This window comes from Gramella sp. Hel_I_59 (genome assembly GCF_006714895.1).
Classification (GTDB): Bacteria; Bacteroidota; Bacteroidia; order Flavobacteriales; family Flavobacteriaceae; genus Christiangramia.
Window position 1 is genome coordinate 2653667 of record NZ_VFME01000001.1, and the last position, 22430, is coordinate 2676096.

24 protein-coding genes are annotated in these 22430 nt (G+C 33.1%); 1 reads left to right on the forward strand and 23 read right to left on the reverse strand.

Going from position 1 to position 22430, the window contains the following annotated elements:
- Positions 1-13 precede the first annotated feature (13 nt).
- From JM79_RS12230 to JM79_RS12245, 4 genes are read right to left on the reverse strand one after another with little or no spacing between them, the layout of a single operon-like run.
- Complete coding sequence (locus JM79_RS12230) at positions 14-655, reverse strand: hypothetical protein (protein WP_141878414.1); 642 nt, start codon at positions 653-655, stop codon at positions 14-16.
- Positions 652-1329 carry an acylneuraminate cytidylyltransferase family protein gene (locus JM79_RS12235; RefSeq protein WP_141878415.1) on the reverse strand — a complete coding sequence of 226 codons (678 nt, stop codon included), beginning with the start codon at positions 1327-1329 and terminating at the stop codon, positions 652-654. Before JM79_RS12235 ends, JM79_RS12230 begins: the two co-directional genes overlap by 4 nt.
- Positions 1330-1349: 20 nt before the next feature.
- On the reverse strand, positions 1350-2432 hold the full coding sequence (locus JM79_RS12240) for a glycosyltransferase (RefSeq protein ID WP_141878416.1): 1083 nt from the start codon (positions 2430-2432) through the stop codon (positions 1350-1352).
- 12 nt (positions 2433-2444) lie between these two features.
- On the reverse strand, positions 2445-3716 hold the full coding sequence (locus JM79_RS12245; protein ID WP_141878417.1) for a glycosyltransferase family 4 protein: 1272 nt from the start codon (positions 3714-3716) through the stop codon (positions 2445-2447).
- Between the two features lie 150 nt (positions 3717-3866).
- Here JM79_RS12245 and wecB point away from each other — a divergent pair, with 150 nt between their 5' ends.
- The gene (gene wecB / locus JM79_RS12250; RefSeq protein ID WP_141878418.1) at positions 3867-4949 is read left to right on the forward strand and encodes a UDP-N-acetylglucosamine 2-epimerase (non-hydrolyzing); all 1083 of its coding nucleotides are present in this window, start codon (positions 3867-3869) and stop codon (positions 4947-4949) included.
- Positions 4950-4953: 4 nt separating this feature from the next.
- On the opposite strand, the gene JM79_RS12255 is transcribed toward wecB, so the two are convergent.
- The 19 genes from JM79_RS12255 to JM79_RS12345 form a co-directional block, all read right to left on the reverse strand.
- The gene (locus JM79_RS12255; RefSeq protein ID WP_141878419.1) at positions 4954-5730 is read right to left on the reverse strand and encodes an FkbM family methyltransferase; all 777 of its coding nucleotides are present in this window, start codon (positions 5728-5730) and stop codon (positions 4954-4956) included.
- 23 nt (positions 5731-5753) lie between these two features.
- The gene (locus JM79_RS12260; RefSeq protein ID WP_141878420.1) at positions 5754-6494 is read right to left on the reverse strand and encodes an FkbM family methyltransferase; all 741 of its coding nucleotides are present in this window, start codon (positions 6492-6494) and stop codon (positions 5754-5756) included.
- Positions 6491-7240, reverse strand: a complete 750-nt coding sequence (locus JM79_RS12265; protein ID WP_185739494.1) for a class I SAM-dependent methyltransferase — start codon at positions 7238-7240, stop codon at positions 6491-6493. Before JM79_RS12265 ends, JM79_RS12260 begins: the two co-directional genes overlap by 4 nt.
- Before the next feature lie 70 nt (positions 7241-7310).
- On the reverse strand, positions 7311-8285 hold the full coding sequence (locus tag JM79_RS12270; RefSeq protein ID WP_141878422.1) for a glycosyltransferase family 2 protein: 975 nt from the start codon (positions 8283-8285) through the stop codon (positions 7311-7313).
- Between the two features lie 4 nt (positions 8286-8289).
- Positions 8290-9120 carry a glycosyltransferase family A protein gene (locus tag JM79_RS12275; protein WP_141878423.1) on the reverse strand — a complete coding sequence of 277 codons (831 nt, stop codon included), beginning with the start codon at positions 9118-9120 and terminating at the stop codon, positions 8290-8292.
- Positions 9117-10163, reverse strand: coding sequence for a hypothetical protein (locus JM79_RS12280; protein ID WP_141878424.1), 1047 nt, complete (start codon positions 10161-10163; stop codon positions 9117-9119). The genes JM79_RS12275 and JM79_RS12280 overlap by 4 nt, the downstream gene beginning before the upstream one ends.
- A gap of 40 nt (positions 10164-10203) precedes the next feature.
- Complete coding sequence (locus JM79_RS12285; protein ID WP_141878425.1) at positions 10204-11106, reverse strand: glycosyltransferase family A protein; 903 nt, start codon at positions 11104-11106, stop codon at positions 10204-10206.
- 27 nt (positions 11107-11133) lie between these two features.
- Entirely contained in the window at positions 11134-12021 is an 888-nt protein-coding gene (locus JM79_RS12290; protein WP_141878426.1) for a glycosyltransferase family 2 protein, read from the reverse strand.
- Positions 12021-12878, reverse strand: a complete 858-nt coding sequence (locus tag JM79_RS12295) for a glycosyltransferase (protein ID WP_141878427.1) — start codon at positions 12876-12878, stop codon at positions 12021-12023. Before JM79_RS12295 ends, JM79_RS12290 begins: the two co-directional genes overlap by 1 nt.
- Positions 12879-12882: 4 nt before the next feature.
- Positions 12883-13710 (reverse strand): glycosyltransferase family A protein, encoded by an 828-nt coding sequence (locus JM79_RS12300; RefSeq protein ID WP_141878428.1) that lies wholly within the window; start codon positions 13708-13710, stop codon positions 12883-12885.
- Position 13711: 1 nt separating this feature from the next.
- Positions 13712-14500 (reverse strand): glycosyltransferase family 2 protein, encoded by a 789-nt coding sequence (locus JM79_RS12305; protein WP_141878429.1) that lies wholly within the window; start codon positions 14498-14500, stop codon positions 13712-13714.
- A 94-nt stretch (positions 14501-14594) separates the two neighbouring features.
- The gene (locus JM79_RS12310; protein ID WP_141878430.1) at positions 14595-15875 is read right to left on the reverse strand and encodes a glycosyltransferase; all 1281 of its coding nucleotides are present in this window, start codon (positions 15873-15875) and stop codon (positions 14595-14597) included.
- Positions 15872-16789, reverse strand: a complete 918-nt coding sequence (locus JM79_RS12315) for a methyltransferase domain-containing protein (RefSeq protein WP_141878431.1) — start codon at positions 16787-16789, stop codon at positions 15872-15874. Before JM79_RS12315 ends, JM79_RS12310 begins: the two co-directional genes overlap by 4 nt.
- Positions 16782-17453, reverse strand: a complete 672-nt coding sequence (locus JM79_RS12320; protein ID WP_141878432.1) for a sulfotransferase family 2 domain-containing protein — start codon at positions 17451-17453, stop codon at positions 16782-16784. The genes JM79_RS12315 and JM79_RS12320 overlap by 8 nt, the downstream gene beginning before the upstream one ends.
- Positions 17453-18724 (reverse strand): ABC transporter ATP-binding protein, encoded by a 1272-nt coding sequence (locus tag JM79_RS12325; protein WP_141878433.1) that lies wholly within the window; start codon positions 18722-18724, stop codon positions 17453-17455. The genes JM79_RS12320 and JM79_RS12325 overlap by 1 nt, the downstream gene beginning before the upstream one ends.
- A 153-nt stretch (positions 18725-18877) precedes the next feature.
- Positions 18878-19669, reverse strand: coding sequence for an FkbM family methyltransferase (locus tag JM79_RS12330; protein ID WP_141878434.1), 792 nt, complete (start codon positions 19667-19669; stop codon positions 18878-18880).
- Positions 19662-20513, reverse strand: a complete 852-nt coding sequence (locus JM79_RS12335; protein ID WP_141878435.1) for a class I SAM-dependent methyltransferase — start codon at positions 20511-20513, stop codon at positions 19662-19664. Before JM79_RS12335 ends, JM79_RS12330 begins: the two co-directional genes overlap by 8 nt.
- Positions 20514-20537: 24 nt before the next feature.
- On the reverse strand, positions 20538-21350 hold the full coding sequence (locus JM79_RS12340) for a polysaccharide pyruvyl transferase family protein (RefSeq protein ID WP_141878436.1): 813 nt from the start codon (positions 21348-21350) through the stop codon (positions 20538-20540).
- Positions 21351-21352: 2 nt separating this feature from the next.
- Complete coding sequence (locus JM79_RS12345; RefSeq protein WP_141878437.1) at positions 21353-22285, reverse strand: hypothetical protein; 933 nt, start codon at positions 22283-22285, stop codon at positions 21353-21355.
- Between the last annotated feature and the right edge of the window lie 145 nt (positions 22286-22430).

The following is a 22430-nucleotide window of genomic DNA, read 5'->3' on the forward strand; positions in this document are numbered from 1 at the left end:
GTAGTTCTAGTAATTACTTTAAAATTTTTCGTAATCTTCTTTTAATATAAGTTGCTATCCGCACTTGCCAATAAAATAATGTCATTTTCGAATCCGGATTTATAAAGATGATTCGCCCTCCGCCAATGAAAAAATCTGGATTTCCATGAGAGTATGATTTGTTCTTTTCTAAGGTGATCACGTTAACATGTCTTGCCTTCGGAAATATTGACATTATAATATTAGCCTGGGGCGTTCTGTCTCCCTCAATAAATATGATCGATCTCTTTTTACAGTAGGATTTAATTAGTTGAAGGTTATCATCTATTCCGTCAATAATAATAAGGTCGAAAGAATTATTTAGATCTAACTCTGATAATTTACTATGACGCTCTAATTTAGAATAGTACTGGATATTTTCTTTTAAGACATTATTACAGAATTCATTTTCTTCTGTACCTACATATTTTAAGTTCCAATTGCGTTGTTCAGAGAATTTTAGAACGGTATCTGCAATTGCACCTATACCAAGACCCAGCTCTAAAACTGAATTTACATTAAATCTCTCAATCAATTTTATAATTATTGAGAGAGCAAAACCTGTAGCTATATATTCACTTCCATCCAGCTTACAGAATCGTTTGTAATTTTGTTCAACTGTATTTGTAGTGCTCATTCATAATATTTTTTATAAAGAAAATCAGCAAAATCGAGATCTTCCTGAAGATCAATATCAACCTGCGCAAATGGATGTTCAACAACATAAGGAAAGCTTTTTTCTGAAATCAAATCTCCTTTTTTCACTGCATCTACTCTTGCAATATATAATAATCCATTTTCATAAAATAATGGCTCTAGATCCTGACTTCGCTGACCAGGCACATAATTGAAGGGTTTAAATATTCCGTTATCAATTTTACCAAATTTTTGATTATTAAGGCTTACTGTAAAAAGGCTGTCATGTTGCTCTTTCCTGAATATTTTAAAGCTGTTCTTTAATAGATCGCCTGGACGTAATGGGTTTGTTGGCTGTAACAAAATTATATTATCAAAAAGCTCATCAATACTCTCAAGAACATGAAGCAGTGCATCTGCAGTAGTGGCAGTATCTGTAGCTAAATCTTCAGGCCTATTAATCACCTCAACATCATACAGTAATGCTTTTTTCTTTATGTTCTCATCATCTGTAGACACTATAATTTTATCGATAATATCTCTATTCGCCAAAGCATACTTTATACTGTGTTCTAAGAGTGTATCAGGTCCAAGACAAAGTAAATTTTTACCTTTTAACCGCTTTGATTTTCCTCTTGCAGGAATAATAGCTAAGGTTTTTGTTTTCCTTTTCAAAATATTGGTTTCTATTGAATTCACCTTAAATCTACTGTAAAATGAATAGACCTAAGATCATTACTTATAGCATATCGATAATTATGGTGACGATAATTAAAGACTATTTTTTGTAAAATTAAATCGTTCACTTCTTTCATCGTAAGAAGTGGTTGGTTTTTCTTACCTATTATTTTTTTTATTTTCTTCTTCAGGCTAAAACTACTGGTTTCGTCGGCTACTTTTACTGAAACCATTTTTCCTTCACAGGATGGCAGGAATTCATTTATAAAGTGAATTACGGATGCCGAGGAATTAATAATATCAAACTCTAAATCCGGTTCGTTTAGACTATCACGATCATCTTTTTTATATACTATACCCCAATTTTCCTGATTATATGGGATATGTTTTTTTTCTTCTTTACAAAACAAAAAATGTTGTTGATTAATTCTCATAGCATTTTTCAGCCTCGGGTTAACAATGAGAATATCATCGTTTTTAAAAGGATATCTTGCATGCCACTGATGAAGAAATATAGTTCTTTCCTCTCTGTACCTATTATAACCGGCTAATTCAAGTCTTAAAAACAGATCTTCATCTTCAAGCCCGTAGAAATGATAAAACTCATCAAACCCATGTATATTTTCAAGAGCTTTTTTGGGATATAGGCCAACTCCATTAACTTCACCAAAATGCCCTGGCTTTAGATCAGAAAAAGGAGTATTTCGCATTTGATCTAACTCTAAGTTTTCAGGCAAATAACCATATTTAAAAAGAGTAAAGGAAGAAGGATCTGCTAATTTATCAAGGTATTTAATCGTTTCAGGATGAAAGATCAGATCTATATCAGCGGTGAGAATATAGTCAGTTTTTGCCCTTCTTATTCCAAAATTAAATGCTTTACTTTTATTCCAAAGTAATCCGGAATGCGCTACATAGTAGTAATCGGCAAATAAGTAATTTTCAAGTAGGATCTTTAATGGAAGAGAATATTCATCATCACTCCCATAATCGACAAAAATGACTTTAAAATTATTTTTTGTCTGCTTCTTCAACGATTCCATTGCTAGTTGAATTCGATCCAGATCTCTGTTTCGGTAAGCAAAAAGAATAGTTATCATATATAATTTGTGTTAAACAGATAAATAGCCATCTTTATTAAATATACTTTTCATTGTCTTTTCCAGATTGTCTTTCGAAAGATAATAATTAAGATCTGGTCTATTCAGTTCTAAATTATTCCCAGCAATTTTCCATTCTTCATAAAGTTCTGAAATTAGATCCGCTATAAGTTCTTCGTTATCAATTTCTGAACAATATTTATATTCCTCACCCAGCAGACGTCGGGACTCACTTTTCTTGGGTCCCAGGTACAATATTGGATTATTCGCTTTTACACAATGTGGAAACTTACCTGGCAGAAACGGACTTATCTCAGATTTTGCTTCAAGAATTACATTTATCGAAGCCTTTGACTGAATATTTTGAACAAGTTCAAATGACAATTTTCTATCACTTAAAATTATCTGATCAATTCTATCTTCATTTTTTTTAAGATAATCAGAATAATAATTCGCGCCTCCTATCATTAATAACCTGGTATTAATTTTAGCCTCCGGATTATTATCCAAAAATTTTTTAAACCCTGAAATCAAACCAAATGGTTCACGTCCCCGTATCAGATTTCCCGCGTGAACAATATTAAAACGATTAAAGTCTATGTATCTTGGGACATCCATTTTAGGAATATCCAACTGATCCAACTGATGAGGTATTACCACTCCTTTTTTTTTAAAAGCTTCATATTTATCTCCCATCCATTCGAGTAGCAACTGTGATGGAAATACTGCCTTAAAACACCTATCAGCAACCTGCTTCATGAATTTTTCTTTTTGCCGGTACCCTGGCTCAAACCATGGATATGGTGGCGGGTACCAATGCATAGGATAAGGGTCATGCATATAAGCCATCCATTTAGAATGCAATTCAGGCATTTTCAATACTGCATGATGAGGCCTAAAACTTCCTCCCTTACTTAATGTAATTATAAGATCAGGATCCCATTTTTCAATTTTCTTTAATGACTTTACGATACTATTACGATCATTGAGCAATGTAAAAGAAAAACCAAACACGTTTTCAAGCGGCTTATACAGTTTTAGTTTTAATATATATCTCGCATATCGTTCCATCCTGCTTAACAGGAATAAAAGACTACTTCTGTTTTCTTTTATTGATACACATTCTATTTCATCAATCTGAATATTCTTTCTGGTATAATGATAAACTTTTAGTTGATATCCTAAACTATTCAGATTTCTTATAAGCGCCACCCTTCCCTTGGTGCCACTACTATCTTCTACATCTAAAGACTCTGCTAATATTAAAATTTTCTCTCTTGTCAATGCTCTAAAAAAATGAATGTTATTTAAAATTAAGAAATTTGAATTCTAATTAAGCTAGCTTCAATATTTGAGCTATAATAGGTGTATTTTCGGTCTTATTAAAAATTACCACATGATATTTTTTAGATTTGTAGATCTACCATGCCCAATATGATAATTGATCTAATTGCAGGAGCCCGACCTAATTTTGTGAAAATTGCATCGTTAATTCATGCCATACAACAAGATAATGCCTCAATTGAATTTAGATTGATCCATACCGGCCAACACTACGATAAAAATTTAAGTGAAAGTTTTTTTGATCAGTTACAAATACCAGATCCAGATAAAAACCTGGGGGTGGGAAGTGGTACACAGGCTCAACAAACAGCAAATATAATGATGAGGTATGAAGCTTTATTAAATGAAAATAAGCCGGATCTTTGTGTAGTTGTTGGGGATGTGACCTCAAGTATGGCCTGTGCTATTTCCGCAAGCAAGCTGGGTGTGAAGGTCGCTCATGTGGAAGCTGGGATACGTTCAAACGATAAGTCTATGCCTGAAGAGATCAACCGGATTCTTATCGATAGCATTTCAGATTATTATTTTACTACCTCAAGAAATGCTTCCGGGCTATTGTTGAAACAGGGAGTATCCAAAGAAAATATTTTTTTCGTAGGAAACACCATGATCGATACCTTATTGAAGTTTCAACCCAAATTTAGAAAACCTATTATATGGAAAGATATGGCTCTTTCCAAAAATGAGTATTTTGTATTAACCCTGCACAGACCTTCTAATGTAGATGATCCTGTAAAACTTAAGAAGTTATTAGAGCTTTTAAATGAGTGCGCCAGGAATCTTCCGGTTATATTCCCTGCTCACCCGAGAATTAAAAAATTTTTAAAGGAGCAAAACATCTGCTTAGACAATTTCAAATTTACTGAACCTATTTCCTATTTAGAATTTAACTTTTTAGTAGCAAATGCTAAATGTGTGATTACCGACTCAGGAGGAATCACTGAAGAAACCACTGTATTAAATATTCCTTGTATAACCATCAGAGAAAATACAGAAAGACCGGAAACAGTAGAAATAGGAACAAATGTAATAGTAGGAACAGAAGAGAAAAAAATTAGAAAGGCAATTTCTACAGTTTTCACTAATGATTGGAAAACAGGACAAATTCCGGAATTATGGGATGGCAAATCCGGCGAAAGAATTATAAAAATTCTAAAAGATTTTAATTTGTAAACCTTTACTCTTTCATCACAGCGAAAATTTCAATGTAACCAAGTTGTTCGCTTCTTAATATTTTCTTCAATTCTATTATTGATAAAAAATTATCATAAATGAATAAGCTCTCTGCGCTACAATTGCAAACATAGTTACCAGAAGATATTTCGTTAAGGTAACTAAGTATCCTTATTGTCTCATCGTAAAAATCAGGCAGGTTCGCTTCAAAACTGATAATAGGAACAGGCATCTTTAGACCTTGAATAACTTCTTCCTCATGGCCCTCAACATCTATTTTGATATATTTTGGAATTCCATAATTCTCAATAAAGTAGTCTAAAGTTCTTGTTTCAACTTTAGCTGTAGTAATTTCACCATTTGCTACACCACTATTTGAAGCTGTAGTTTTAATATGCTTTTCACTTAATGAATTATAGGCCTGATTAGTTTCGGTAATAAAAAAGTTTTTTAATCCTGGCTCACTGCTCAAAGCATATTGTAATACCTCTACGTTTGATCCTGCAAAACGTTTTGATAAAAAGTTGAATAGACGCTGAGAAGGTTCAAATGCAATTACCTTTTTCGATATTTTAGAGAAAAAAAAACTTTTTCTTCCCATATTCGCTCCTACATCAAATATCAAATGATTTTTTGAACTATGTTTTTTTAAAAGGAATTTGTAAAACATTAATTCCTGCTCATATTTATCATATCCTGAAGGATCTAATAATCTGAAATATAGAGAACTATTTTTTATCCTTTTCCACAACAAAGATCTTTTGAAAAGTGATTTGATCATAGAATAGTTTTTTTGATATTCTATTATATTAGATTATTAACAAATTCCATATCCTTCTGTTGCATTACCTCTTTTTTTATACATAAATAATCTGAAGCAAATTTTAAAATATGGTAACGAGTGTCTACAAATTTAACCGAATCTATATTCTCAGCCTCTGAAAGATGTTTATGCTCAAAAAGAATAATGGTAGGATGATACTTACCAATATCCAGCTGCTTCAAAATTTTCCAGTCATAGCCTTCCGTATCAATATGCAGAAGGTCCAGTTTTTCTATATTATTTTTCTTGAATAGCTCCTCTAAGCTTGTTCCTTTGATCTCAATTTCTTTAATATATGGCTCCAGCCTTCCTTCTAAATGATTTACAATATTTGATCTATTAAAAGATCCCAATTGATCATACCAGAAAGGTAAGTCAGTAATATCCTCCTTCGCCTTAGAATCCACATAGTAAAATGTTTCTGTTTTTCCCTCGTTAATCGCCAACTTTTCAAAGCTGAATCTATTTTCGTTTGGATAATTCTTTATTAATCTATCAAATAGATAAGGAACCGGCTCCACAAAGAGTACTTCCCATTTTTTCCTTTTTAATATCAACTTATGCAGTGGATCACCTTTTGAGCCATCATTGGAACCTATCTGAATAATATTTCGACACTTCCTGTCAAGACATTTATTTATCCAAAAAGGAATTGAGTTAATGGGTAATTTATTACGTAAGAATACTTTATCAAAATACTTTTGGAAGCTTAATGACATCATGTATTTTTTATAACTCTTATTAGATCTTCCTTTCTATTAACACCATAATAAAATGAAACATCTTTACTGAATACACTTGTATGCTTAACAATATCCAGTGAAAACCCTTCGTTTTTCAGATCTTCAAAAAATTCAAACTCGCTGAAAATCCGATAGTGATCCTTCTCTCCATAAAAAAATAATCGTTGCTCTTCTGTATTTAAATTTTCATCCTCAAAATTAGAACTTAGTACTTTGGAATATGGAGTTTGAAGTATAGCAACTCCGTTAGACGCCAAGACCCGGTATATTTCGTGCATAGCTCTTTTGTAATCTGGAATGTGTTCCAGCACATGATTACAGATTATAAAATCAAATGAATTATCTGCATAAGATATATTGGTGGCATCTAGCATTTCAATTTTATCACTTTTTGGAACATAATCAGCCATCACATACTTCTTTGGTTTTAGGCCTTCAATTTTCTGATGTAAATTTTTCTCGGGAGCAAAATGTAAGATCCGGGAGTTTGATAATTTTTCCCACATATTCAATTTATCAAAATATAAAAAAAGATGTCTTTCTCTATCAAAAGAATAACAATACGGGCAACCAAAATTATCTCTGTCACTATCTACCAGGTCTAGCCTTTTCCGGAATTCGGGAATTCTTTTATTACCCCCATGATATTTTATAAATTCTTTAAAATTATTTCCGCAAATATTACACTTTCTTTTACCTCCTCTTTTATTTAAATAAGCACTCACATTGTTATAAGGCCTTTTGAATAAACTTTTATAGATTTTTATAAGATGCCTGGTCATTGACTATTAACGGTTAAAGATTGTGTATTAATTTATTTTTCAGCTTCAACAATTTATCCTTAAAAATAAAAACAGGTCTTAATATTGGGTAGAACTTATAACCTAATATATATTTTGCCCTAATAAGGAAACCTGAATTTGACTGGTTTAATACAAAATTTAAAAGCTCATATTCCTTTAAGAAGAAACTAAGTCGAATAAAGTATTTATTTAAATTCTCTGTAAGTAATCCCTTTAGCTTTAGGTTTTTTATTATCAATCTTGACGCATTTACCTTTGAATCTAAACGTAACTTATCATTGTTATAAAATTCTCCGGTATTTGATTCAGGATGTTTTCGGTTATAATATAAGATCTTATTAATAGACACTCCTTCATAGCCTGCAGATACTATCCGGGAATATAACTCCCATTCTTCGGCATATTGTAATTGTTCATTAAATCTTTCGAACTCAAAACACTTTTTATCCCACATTACGGTACATGACGCAAATGGAATTTCTCCGGTGATTATTTCTTCAAGTTCATTTTTGCATATCCCTTTTACTGTATAGTCCTTTTGAATATCATTAATAGAGATCACCGGATTTTCATTGAAGAAGGGCCTTTTATCATATCTACAGAAAGCCTTATTTTCAGAGTTTAAGATCTCTACATTAACTTCCAGATTACGGGGATGAACGATATCATCATCATCAAAAAAAACAATATAACAACCTGAAGCTATATCCAATCCATAATTACGGCAACCGGGTAGCCCTTTAGCATGGCCCCCATTTCTTTTAAAATATTTAAACCTGTTATCTGTTTCCAGAATAGGTTTTAAAACTTGCAAAGTCCCATCAGTTCCTCCATCGTCAATGACCAGGCATTCCCAATTAGAATAGGTCTGTTCCCTTATAGACGATAAAGCATCCATGATCAAATGGGCACGATTAAACGTGGCCATTATGATCGAAACTTTAGGTTCTAAACCTTTACTTTCCATAGAACTATTTGATCATTCCTTTTAGAAATCTAAGAGGTCTTAAAAGGAAACTCCCAGCCTTAAAATCTGGCTTTTGTGTTATTCTCAGCCTTTCAGATTCTGAATTTTTTAATTTATCGATAAAATGTTCTACCAAACCTTCAAAATTAGAGGAATATAGTTCTTTGTGTTTTAAAATGATATGTCTGAACTTATCATATTTTTGTGTCCTTATTCTATCTGTGGTTGATCCCTTCCGAACCTGGTAATGAAAAAGAACTTCCGGAATCACATGAGCAAAACCACCCTTTTTCAGGATATTTACATACAGCTCCCAATCCTCAAAACCGAGTATTGGTAATTTTTCTTCATAGCCTCCGCAAGCTTTCCAGTCTACCTTCCTGAACATTGAACTTCCTAAGGCAGAATTTGAAAAAAGAAAACTCTGTATATCACCACCCCTTGTATTGAAAACATCAATAGTCTCGGATTCATTGTAGCGTCTGGCATAACAGCTAACTATTTTGATTTCAGGATCCTCTTTGAAAATTTCCACTGCTTTTTCACAAAATACAGGTTCAAACTGATCATCTGAATCAAGATTCAGAATTAATTCTCCACTGGCTCTTTCAATTCCATTATTTCTCGCTATACTCTGTCCCTGATTGGATTGCTCTAAAAGAATATCTATTTTATCACTAACTGAAGCTGTTGCATCAACTGTTTTCTTATCTGAACCATCATTTACCACTATAATTTCCTTATTCCCATAAGTCTGCTCGTAAGCAGAATTAACCGCCTTTACTATATCAGGATCATTATAACATGCAATTACTATAGAAACCTTAGGTGTCATCTATTCAGTATATTTTTAAAAACCCTGTCCATTTCTCTCGCTACATTTTCCGACTCGTATTTCTTTAATATTTCGGGATGCGATTGCTTACCTTCATTTTTCATTTCCAGGCCTTTATATATAGCTTTCTTTAGGGAAGATATAGATTTAGGATCAAACAATGGATAACCTAACTCTATGATCTGTTCTCTAATATTACCGCAGGCAGGACCAACAGTGATCTTATCATAGGTCAGACCTAAAAAAACGAGGCCAGAATTAAGAGTATTTATTCGTGGTATGATAACCAAATCTGCAGCTGACATTTTTAACTCCAACTCCTTTCTTGGCACCATACCGTAGGTAAACAAATATTTGGGAGGTTGATGTTTGGAACGAAATTTATCAACAAGATAATTCTTGACATCAAAAACTCTCTTAAGCTTCACTCTTCCCGGAAAATCAAACCTTATCTCTGAATGCACATTAGTACAAATCAGAACTTTCCCTGGTAACTTCAGATCTTTAAAGGCATTAAGGATTAGATCCCGCTCCTGATAAGTCCTTATGGTACCCGGAACAATTATAACAGTGGCATTCTCATTAATTCCAAGCTGTTTCCTCGCTTTTATTTTATCATGTATTTCAAAATGATTCTTATACAGGGGATGATTAACAATTTCATGGATAGCCTTTGGATATCTCCTGCTGTAAAGATCTTTACTAAACTGACCCAGATGTATAAAAACATCGGTATATTTTTCAACTAATTCGAATAATTTAGAAAAATTTACGGTAGTGCCTTTATTCCTTTGATAATCGTGTTTAGTATAGACCAGCAAAGATCCTTTCTTCCAAAGTATCATTTGTTCTTCCAGGGTTTTCAGCTCACTTTCTGTAGGTTCTTTCCATTGGAATAAGGCCTCAGGCCAATGAATATTTACAATATCATAAGACCCATCATATTCATCGTAAGAACTATAATTAAAAGAATTATCTGAAAACGCTATGATCTCTTCTAAGTAGGGATTAAGTTCCTTTTTAAATGGAAGAAATATTTTCAATATCTAAAGGCTTAGGAATTATTCTATCTTAAAATAATAATTATAAACTATTTTTCAGTTTTTGATACCAGGATAATTGTGATTTTCTCTTTTTAAAAAATTCAGAATATTCCTCGATAAGATCTGGGCGTGAATCACAGATCGTGTTATAAATATTCTCAATTCCGTTCCCTACATACATCATCCGTATTTTAGGGTATTTGGATAGATTTGAATTGATCATCTTCCAGCTCTCTATAACGCTCCTTATTTTCTGTTCTTCATCCAGCAAACTTAACCTGGATTCATCACCTGCCCTATAGTAAACCTCGGTGGTATCACAAAAAAAAATATTTGCAGAGTTCAGCATTACCCGTGTGAAATACTCACCATCATCATTTGGATTTTTCACAATTGTTTCATCCCAATAACCGGCTTTATCAATCACTTCTTTAGGCACGAGATATACAATAGGCGGAAAATATTCATTCTTTCTTCCAAAACCATATAAAAGCTCCAGGCTATCTTTAAAATTTTGATAAGAATAATATTCATGCTTTACATTAAGTCTGGCAGGGTCTCTGAAACTACCCCATTTACAGGTAGCAATACTTAAGGCCGGTTCTTTTATCAGCACCTTTAATTGTTCCTCAAATTTCGAGCAATGTAACAGATCATCAGAATCAAGGAATTGGATATAAACACCCTTAGCATTCTCAAGCCCATAATTACGAGAGGGACTTGCTCCTTTCTTCCTGTCTTCCGGCCTCAAAAAGAATTTGAATCTATCATCCCTTTCTACATAAGATCTTACCACATAAGCCGTATTATCATTAGAGCCATCATCTACAATAATGCACTCCCAGTTTGTATAAGTCTGCTCCAATACAGAATCAAGAGTTTCGCCGATTAAATGCTCCCTGTTATAGACCGGGATTATAACTGATATAATAGGATTGTTCATTTATAAGTTGGCTTTCGTAATTAATTTTCAGGCCGGCTGTTTTAAAATTCGTTTTAGCAGCTTAATAAAAGCTGTGGTGTCAAAGCTAAGCATATAAATATAGATTAACTGAAGCCACTTAATTGATCCCAATTGACCATTTTTCCTGGCATAGCGTTCGAAATTTCTGGCAAATAGTAACCTATGCTCTTTTGAAAAATTCTTCTTTTTGGAAAGATATTTATAAAAACCCATCGAGGAAAGATCTTTAGCCTTCAGGTTATCATCCCTTCCGGTAATATGTAAATTAGAATGCCTGAAATAGACTATTGCTTCATTTATACTATAGATAGGTTTACCTTCCGAGAATTCTAACCAGGCTCTGTCATCACTATGCCAGGCTAAGGGATAATTATAAAACCCATATTTTTCATAGGAAGGCCGAAAGAATATATATTCAGAAAGAGAACTTCTGGTTTGCCCATAATACCTTCTTAAAAAAGATTCGCCAGCATTTTCAAGTTTTGGATGCTTATAAACTTCAGAACTTGAGCCATCACTGAAAAGAATTTTTGAAGCAAACCTTACCAGTTTTGAGTTTTCTTCAATGTCTTTGTTACATCTATAAAAGCTAATGACCGTATCAGGCCCAAGGCAATCATCATCACCAAGTATCATGATCCAGGATTCATCACCAATCATATTAATACACCTATCCCACTGAGCTGTCAGGTCTCTGGAACCAAAGTTCTTTTCAAATCTTTTATAAGTAATTGAAAGATAACACTCATATTTAGATATTAGATGAGAAGGGTCATCCTTAGAGGCATCATTACCTATGTAGACATGAAAATCTTTATTTTCCTGATTAGATAGAGACTTCAAAGTTTCCTCAAAAAAATCTATTTTGTAATATGGGATTACAATAGCCAACATTATTTGAAAATGCTTTTAAGGATTAAAAAGTTCTGCCTGGATAATGGTTTAATTTGAATTAATTTCATCCATTGTTCAAATGCCAGATCAAACATTTTATAAGAAAGAAGTTTCTCAATAAAAATAAACCTATTTGCGTATTCCAGTCTATCCAAAGCTTTTTCAGAAATTTCATGAGTGCGTACCGGTAAGGATTTACTATAGATTTTCTCAAATTCTATAGCAGATTTAGACCAATTTCGGTCTAAATTTCCTAAAGAGAAATGTTCAATTAGAATCTGGTTTGTCACCATAATATCATATCCAATTCTACTATAATCAAGACAGATAGAAAGATCATAATGGTGAAAACCACTCAGGGCTTCATTAAACCTTATTTCACTGTTTCTACGTAGCGCCATAAAAACGCCATCTACCACTACCATTTGACTTAATTTCTTATCATTGAAACCATAATTCCAATGTTCCTTACGCCCCTGGTCTAAATGTTGAATGAGATTTGCAGATCTATAGGGTTCAGGGCAATTCCACCATCCTGAAGGGCTTTTGGTTTTTATCTGGCTGCCAGCAATTCCAATGATCCCTAAATTCTCGTCTCTTTCAAATAAATCAACCAGTATGCTGACCCAATTCTTAGTATGAAATAATACATCTTCATGCACAAAACATATAACTTCAGCTTTACTTTTCTCAATTCCCTGGTTATAGGCCTGAAAAATTGAAAGATCATTTTTTGAGTTATCTAGTACTATTAGGTCATACTCAAAACCAGCGGTTTCGCGGATATTTAATTCTAGTTCAAATGAAATATTCCGAGATCTGGAGCAAATTATTATAGAAACCCTGGTCTTTCTCATATTCCTATTTTAGCCTAAACTTACTTCGTAGTTTTTGGATAATAACTCTAGAAAGTTGCTTAAATGATATTACAGTATGAAAATTAATCAATTTCTCCTCAATTTTAAGTTTGTCCTGATACACTTCAAAAGAACAGGAATAACCATAGAGCTCAATATGTTTTTCAAAAATATAATTCTGCATGGATTGCTTGGAAATTGTATCCATATTTATCTTAGTACTTCTAGAAACTGGTTTGATCCTATAAAATAATGTACATTGCTCCAATAATTTTGCATGTCCTCCTCTTTTTAGAATCTGTATCCAAAACTCCCAATCCTCAAAACCATATTTCATATTTACATCGTAGCCTTTATTGACTGTCCAGTCATCTTTTCTATATAAACCACTGCAATGAATTCTATTCTTGATCAAGAGATTGGCAAGAGAAGGATTTCCCAAATCCAGTTCTTCATCTAATTCCCCGAAACATTTTGCTTTACCATACACGATTTTAACATCCGGATCCTCAATTTCTTCAAGGCATGCAGCAAGATAATTCTCACTTATAAGATCATCTGCATCCAAAGGGAGAATAAATTTACCCTTTGAATTCCCAATGCCGAAATTTCTGGCACTACCTACTCCTAAGTTCTCTTGATAAAAATATTGTATTCGCTTATCCTTATTCACCCATTCCCTTGCTACCGCTTCTGTCTCATCCGGGCTTCCATCATTTATAACCAGGCATTCCCAATTGTTAAACGTTTGGTCTAATACAGACTGAATAGCCTCCCCCAGAAATTGAGCCTGATTATAACATGGAATAATAACTGAAATAATAGGGTTCATTCTAAAACTTATTTAAAAGACCAGTTTTTACCAAGATTTGAATTTTTCTGGACTTTTTCAATTCACCTAAGGATTCTTTTAATTTTTTCAACTCAGAATAATCATTAAGAAATAATGGGAAAAAATTTTCTAATACTTCTTTTTTTTCTTCAACAATCATTTCGCTGTTATCTTCCTTCGAACTTATTCCATCTAAGTAAAATACAGATAATGTTTTATCTATATGTATATAACTAGCATTGCTCCTACATATACTTAGAAGAAAGAACTTCCAATCTGAAATAATTTTTAAATTCTCATCATAAAAGCCATTATTTTCTAGAATTGCTTTTCGAATAAAGGTTGAAGGATGAGGTAAAGTATCTTCCAGAAAATACAAAAAGGAAAGCTGATCAGGATAATTCTTTATAAAACTCTCTTGAGCCATTATCACTTTTAAATTAAAATAAATGAAATCATAAGATCTTAAAAATTGACAAGTGTTCTCCAGGCTTTCGATTTGCAGGAAATGGTCTCCACTATTAAGAAAAAGCACATATTTACCATTAGCCATTTTGATCCCTTTGTTCATGGCATTATAGATCCCGGAGTCTTTCTCACTGATAAATTTATCAATTCCTGAATTTCTAGATCTTAGAAATTCTACTGTACCATCTTGGGAAGCACCATCTATAACCAAATATTCAAATTCCTGCCAGGTTTGCTCCAGAACACTTTCAACTGTCCTTTTTAAGCCCTGAAGGTTATCTTTATTAATCGTAATAATGGTTAATAATGGTCGTTTATCCATATTTTTCAGTGTAAGCCTTTTTAATACTTTAGCTTACAGATCATTAAGAGTTTTGCCAGATAGCTCCATTCTGTCCTGTAATAAGGGCTCTTTATTAATTAGTTTTTTCAAGGCATTCAGAAAACAGATCAATGTAGGCTCTGGCCTGTATTTTTTGATCATATTTTTGTTGTGCATCTCTAATGATCTCCTTTATATCCTTTTGGACGCCATGCTCTAGAAAATAATCTATACTTGTTTTAAGTGCGTTAACAGACACTTTATCCACCAATATACCATTCTGCCCATGATCAATCATATCAGGTATTCCCCCAATTGGGAACCCAATTACAGGAGTTCCACTCATTAATGACTCCAAGACTGTATTTGGTAAGTTATCCATTATAGAAGGAATAACGAAGACGTCTGCAGCCGAATATGCGGCGCTCATTAAACGTTCATCTTTTATCGAACCTAATTCTATAATATTTTCGGAGCTGTTTTTTAAGTCTTTTTTTCCGACTGCACATAATACAATACCATGGCGATCTAACTTTTGAAATGCCCCTCTAAGATACTCGAAACCCTTCCTTTGATTACTTAAAGAATCTGCGACGAATAAGATCACTTTTTTTCCTTGCGGAATATTTAAAATTTCTTTGCTGTAAGCTTTATCCAAAGGTTTAAAAACCTCCGAGTCTAATCCATAAGGTATATGTTTTACATCAAACTCACCAAATACTTCACTGGATAAAGCTTCTTTCATAAGCCACTTAGAAGGAGAGACAATTTGAAGTTTAGGAGTTTTAGAAAATATCGATTTTTTAAATTCTAAATTCCTCTTTATGAATTCTAATTCAATCTTAGTGTATTCCCGTTCCAATGGTTCCCCAAACTCATTCAAATTGAGGTATTTCTCTTCATAATGTTCTCCACCACTAAAGGGGTTCATATCATGTAAGGTCCAGACTACCGGCTTTGTATTCTTTTTAAAAAAGGAACCCAGATCCAGGAAATTTGCCACCCAGTGCAGATTGATAATATCCGCCTCTTTATACAATGGTGATTGAGTAATATCTAAATGAGAACTTGGAAAACTGAACATTTCTAATCCATTTTCTCTGTTATTCAAAAAATCCTTTTCAGGACTGGATATCTGTGAAGGTTTTGTAAGCTTGAATTCCTGGGAAAGCCTTCTAACTTTTCTTGTCATTCTTTGATTAAGACCAGGTGAACTTTCTACAGGTTCAAAACAGTGACTTTCAGGCCAGTCATTAATTTTATTCTTTAAAAGGACTTTAGAATTGATACCCTCGGCCAGTAAACCCAGATGTAATCTTTTACAAGCGGTCGCAGCACCACCATAATCAAATGTATTTACAATTAATACTTTCAATCGTTTTTCTTATAAATTATCAATATTGAATGGCCTTTAATATATTTACTAATAACACTTATTATTCTAATAAGAATCTTCCTACTTCCAAATTTATTATAAATTTTAAGTAATAATTTGTTTCTATTTATAAATGGAATAAGAACAGAATTCACATACCAGTCATAGTGATACTTCTGAAGTGGTTCAAAAAATACTTTTTCCACCTTTAAATTAAAAATTGATTCCAAGTTTCGCAAGGACCTCTCATCCCATAATCCCATATGATGAGGTGGTTTATTTAAAATACCACCTTCTGTTTTCCTAATAAATGATTTATTATTTGGCACAGAAATTACTAAAGTACCACTAGGTTTTAAACAATCCAATTGACTCTTAATAAAGGAATTTACTTGGGAAATATGCTCTAGGACCTGGAAAGAACAAACAACATCAAAAACTTCTTGATTTCTCACAGAAAAATTTTGAACCGTTTCCATATGTAATTCTAAGTTCAAAAATTTAGCTTTTTTTAAACTATTCTTATTTAATTCAAGTCCAGTTACATTGAAACCTGATTCCTTCATTTTAGATAAAAAGCCTAATCCTCCACTGCCAACCTCAAGAATTTTTTCTTTTCCTTTTAGCTGACCTTTTATTTTTTGATGTTCCCATTTCCATGGCATATAATACCATTCATACTTTTCTAAGTTTTCATAAAATTTACTATCCCCTCCAATATTATATGGATAAAAAAATCGATACTCGGTGTCTAAACATTGATATAATGCAAATTTATTTAATCCTTGAAAATGTCTACTAACATCGATTCCTAACTGTACTCTATAATCTTCAATGAGATTTTGAACTTTAATTTCTTTTAAGAGCATGGCTCGACGATTTGTTGAAAACGGTGATTGGATTGTATTATCCATTTATATTGAAAGAATAGTTAAATTGTAAAAAATCTGCTTCATAAAACTCTTGGATCATTTTCACTGTTTCTGGATTTAACTCATTCCTTCTATCTTTGCTATTACTAGAACTATTCTTATGGATTAATTGAATATTTTTACCAGTAATATTAGACAAATCATCAAATGCTCTTCCAATATCTTCAAATTGATAAACTTTATCAATTTTAATTCCTTTTATCCAATCGGATTGCTTATTACATTGACTCAATCCTTTGAAATTATATAGCCCTATTGGATCAATACCTTTGACTATTGTGTTCATTAAATCCTGATAATTATAATTTAGTGGAATTCTTTCGACTATTTGAAAGTAATGAAATAGGGATAGAAATCTATCATAAGGATTTCTTGAAAAACAAAATTTAAAAGATGTATTATAATATTTTAAGGAAACTATACCATTTTCTTTTAATTTAACAATATCAATGTGACCAAAAGTAGCTGCTCCATGATTGTAAAAATTATTCCGTGCCTCTGACACTTTTAAAAATTGCTTCATATTTAAGGATTGATTCAAACTCTCAAATACACTAGTACCTGCATTTTTTGGAATCCACACAAACAGTATTTTCTGTTTATTGATATTGCTAAGAAAAGATTCAACTCTTTTTAAGTATATCATTATTCATCCGCATTTATTGGCGATTTCCAATTAAGAATAGGCGAAACAATACCTTTCCGTGAATAATTTTTAAAAAAGTTAACACCTGTAATTTCAAATGAAACTATACTCTCTTCTAACGTTATAGATTCGATGAATGGTATATGGCATCCAATAGTTACACTATATTTACCGGGTTTCAAAAATTTTGTAGGCAAAAAACACCCAATGGTATAAAGCTCATTTTTATTTTCCACCCTGAGATCTTTACGACAATCCGAATCCCAAGATGTAAAAATTATATTTTCTTCTTCATCAATAACTCTTACAAAAAACACGAAACCTTTTGATAAACTTTTAACGGAATAATACATTTTTATAAAGATTTCTTCATCAAATGCATAAATCGATGTGACTCTATCTTTGTTTAATAATTCTACTCTCTTAATATTAACGATATGGTTATTATCATTAATATCTGCCATAGCCCTTAGTCCAAATGATTCCTTCTTTAAATACTCCCTTATTCCTGTAGTTACGTCGCCCAAAAAACTAAGATTTCCGTTCTCAATAACACAAAGTTTATCACATAGCTTTTGAATTGAAGTCATATTATGACTTACAAAAAGCACCGTTCTTCCTTCTCCGGTTGAGAGGTCCTGCATTTTCCCGATGGCCTTTTTTTGAAATTCAGCGTCCCCCACGGCAAGCACTTCATCTACTACAAGAATTTCAGGCTCCAGGTGCGCTGCCACGGCAAAACCCAGTCTAACCGTCATCCCACTGCTATACCTTTTAACAGGCGTATCTATATACTTTTCACAACCTGAGAATGCAATGATCTCATCAAGCTTACTTTTGATCTCAGACCTTCTCATTCCCAAAACCGCTCCGTTCATAAATATATTCTCTCTGCCCGTAAGTTCCGGATGAAAGCCTGTACCTATTTCTAAAAGGGAAGCTATTCGACCCTTTGTTTTTATACTGCCCGTAGTTGGTGCGGTCACTCTGGATAACAATTTTAATAAGGTGGATTTCCCGGCACCATTCTTCCCTATGATCCCAAGAACTTCACCCTGGTTTACCTCGAAATTAATATCCTTTAATGCCCAAACATAATCTTCACTAGCTTTACTCTGCCTGTCGTTCAAAGCTCCCACTTTTAAAAAGGGATCTTCTTTGCCCCTCACCCCATACCACCATCGTTTAAGGTCATCACCCAGAGTTCCGGTTCCAACAGTTCCCAAACGATATTGTTTGGAAATATTTTCGGCTTTAAGGATTATGCTCATATAATATTATTTATCCTCATACTAATAGGCTCAAAGGAAATTAAAATTTTAGAAAGCCAGACATCAGACTATAGATTCTAAATGCATCCATATAGTGCCTAAAAATAAGCATTCCTTATAAAACAGGACTTTAACGGACCAGAGAATTATAAGCTATTTGTACCAGACTTCATTAAGTACAAGACTTTCAGAATTATCCAGATTATCATGATCTAAGGGATGTGGCAACTTATCTACTTTTGTTTTCCTATTAAAACGTTCTTTCCTGTAAAAAGTAAACTCCGCAACACCAGGGATTTCTATTCCATGAATCCTTTTAGAACCACAACAGTTATTGGGGTGTATATGTACACAAACATGATCTTTTAATAGCTTATCAAAGATTTTTTTTATCCGCTGAAAATAATAGGGATACTCCATGGAAGTTAGCATATGGAATTCAATTATGATCATTCTGCATTTAGCCAGGATCTCCTGAGGTGTGTCCAGTATTACATCATATTCATGACCCTCAATATCCATTTGAAGGATAAGGTCTTTATTCAAATTAACTTCAGTTAATCCAATCCAATCTTCCATTCTCAAAAACTCACCTCTGGTATTTTTACCTATAAATTTCTTCACAAAATGGAAGCTGTCATCTGTGATAACGGGCTTCTCCACAGATCCATCGGCCATAAATACCTTCATGCCCAGAGCTGCACAATCTTTTTCAAAGCTGCTTCTGGTTCCTACCCCCGGAGAAAAACAAGCCGCTATATTTTTCAGATCGTCAGGAAGAAGATACCCGCCATCCTTTTCACCTCCAAGTCGTATAAGTTCATTTTCTGTTTTCCAGGGTTTAAGACTTAGTACCAGAGTTTCAATATCTGATCTATCTGGTGCTCTATATAGCTTTTTTAAGAGCAGGACTTTGCTGCGACTCAAAAGACCTTTCTTATTCATTTATAGGTTTTCTGTAGGTGATCAATTGGCTTTTTGCAAAATACCTGTTTACAGGATAAGGTATATACTTCTCCTTACTAAGGGCTTTTTTTCTAAAACTTTCCCTCTTCTTACCTGTTTTCATCAGCTGTCCAAATCTCTCCAGACTACCCACAGGAAGTATCTCAACCTCTTTAAAGAATTGCTCTCCTGCCTTTTCAAAATGTGCTGAACTAAAACTTCGATCTGGATGTGGGTCTTCTTCCTTCCATTTTTTGAATGCCGCCGTACTTATTTTTGAAGGTCTTCCTTTTACAGGAACGTACCATCTAATTTCATCCAGTAATTTGGAATTTACTGCGGGCTCAAAGAATCTTGCTTCACCGTCTTCTTTTAATAACCGGGCTGTTTCCTTTAAAAAAAGTGTTTCAACAGGAATATTTAAATGATGTAAAAAGGCCTTCCCTATTATCAGATCGAAACTCTTTGCTGGTAACTTATTTTCCAGGAAATCACCTTTTATAAATTTAATAGGATATTTAAAATTATAGTTTTTATTTATTTCTTCGATGATCTCACCGCTGGAAGGTGCGATATCATTCGCATAAACTTCTGCTCCCAGGGCCGCCATTATGGCCGCATTATTGCAATCTCCACACCCCATTTCCAGCACCTTTGAACCGGAAAGTTTATCCCGGAAATTATTTTTATAAAGTGCAAACCAGCTGGTCTCATGTGTTGTTGCAAAATCAAGATATCCCTCCAGATTATTTAGCCACCATAAAATATTTTTAATTGAATAACCGGAATAGACCTTTTCATAAAAGTCCTTGTTCTTTTTCTGATTTCGATCTTCTTTCTGCATTTAATATCGTATTAAAAACCCTTCTCATTTAAAGGGACAGGCATCCATTAAGGCTTTTTTTATCTCACCTAGCCTTTCCTTATCTGGCAACTCCTGTACATTCTGAAAAAAGTCAATATTATTTTGAAGACTTGCTTCGTTTACAAATTTGGGTTTGTATTCTTTTAAATCAACCGACTGAAAGTAATCTACAAACTTAACTCCATCCCCGAATAACTTATCTGAGAATTCCACCCAAACACAAGGTATTTGATAAGCATGCGAAACTATTAATCCGTGTAAAGAAGAAGAAATGCAGCGTTCGCAGCTTAATATTTCCCGGGTAACTTCTTCAACATCCAGGGTCATGAGATCTATCACCATCACATCATTATTTCCCGCAAATAATTCTTTGGCCGTTTCGTGATCATGATAATGAGGTATTACGCCTAATTTAAACTGTTTTTGAACATCGGGTGCATAATGATCCGGTAATAAAATAGCAGGGTCTCCGTAAACCGCCGGACATATATAGCCTTTTTTCAATAGAAAATCTCTGGTCCTTGGTCCGCGAACAGCCCTGAAATCAGCTTCAGGAATCTCATGCTCCCTATCTATAATTCCGCTTCCCCAAACAATACTTTTAGGTGTTGCATGATGGAGGATACTACCTATAACCAGGAAATGTTTTTTATTTATTTTATACCAGGCCTGTTTTTTTGGATGGATAAATTTCACCTTTTTCCCTGATATCTTTTCCACTAAATATTTAGAAAGCAGATCTCCGTAATTTTCTTTATCCTTAAAGATAAATTTTTGTTCACTCCAGTAAAAGAGTGGAATACTCCTTTTTTCCATTCCTAGTTAAGATGATTAGTATTGTCTGACTTTTTTACCTGAAGTACTTGAAAAGATTTACCATATTTTTTATTCACATATCTTAGAAAGCACGTTCTCGGCCATTCCTTAGATATGAGCATTTCATCTCCAGATTTCAATAGTAAAGTTCCTTGAATTTGTTTTAAAACCAATGTATCGCCTTTAGTTTTTACGATAGTATTATTTCTTTGCTCAACAGCCTTTTCAAATTCATGAAAATTATTCTGAATCAAATCCTGCCTCAAATCCACATAATTCTGATTTTTAAAAAAAATAAAAATGATCAGTAATATAACAAGTATAGGAGGTAGGTATTTTTTATAGAAATCGTGTATTTTCCATTTTCTTCCTAAAACAACAGCCAGGTTAACCATATTTAATAAGACAAAAATTAAAACCACGAGATGCAAAATATTCCCAACACGACCAACATCTCTTTCAACTAAACCAGTTGCATAAAATTTAAGTCCATAAAATGATGTTATGCTTAAATAAGAGATAAACAATAACAGAACCGGATGAAAGGTTTTTACCTTGTTAAACTTGATACGATTTTTACTTATCAATAAAAAAACAATAGGAAAAAACAACAAATTGGGAATTTCTATAAGGTTTTCTAAAATAAACCTTCCTCCATATAATAAACCTACTTTAATACTTACAAAAATATCCCCCTCATATCCCAATTCTCCTCTTCTGGATAAAGTACCGGGAGATAGTAAAAATATGAGAGATGTTATCCAACTAATAATATTTAAAAGCAGGATCTTAAAATTGATGCCTTTACGTTTTAAAAACCAGCGAACTAATAAGGAAAGAAGAATTATATTATTAAAACCAAGAAACAATTCATTGTTTCCATTGAGAAAAATGATGAGAAATAGTCCAACAAATAAGTTCCAGGATAATTCCATATAAATCCTGAAAAGTAATAGCAGAAAATATAGAAATGCAATAAAACTAAATAGATAGACTGTCTCTGCCGCGTACCAGTAAAAGAATTCAAATAAAGAGGGTATTTCCGCTATTAATACGACGAATAGAAGACTTGAAAGAAAG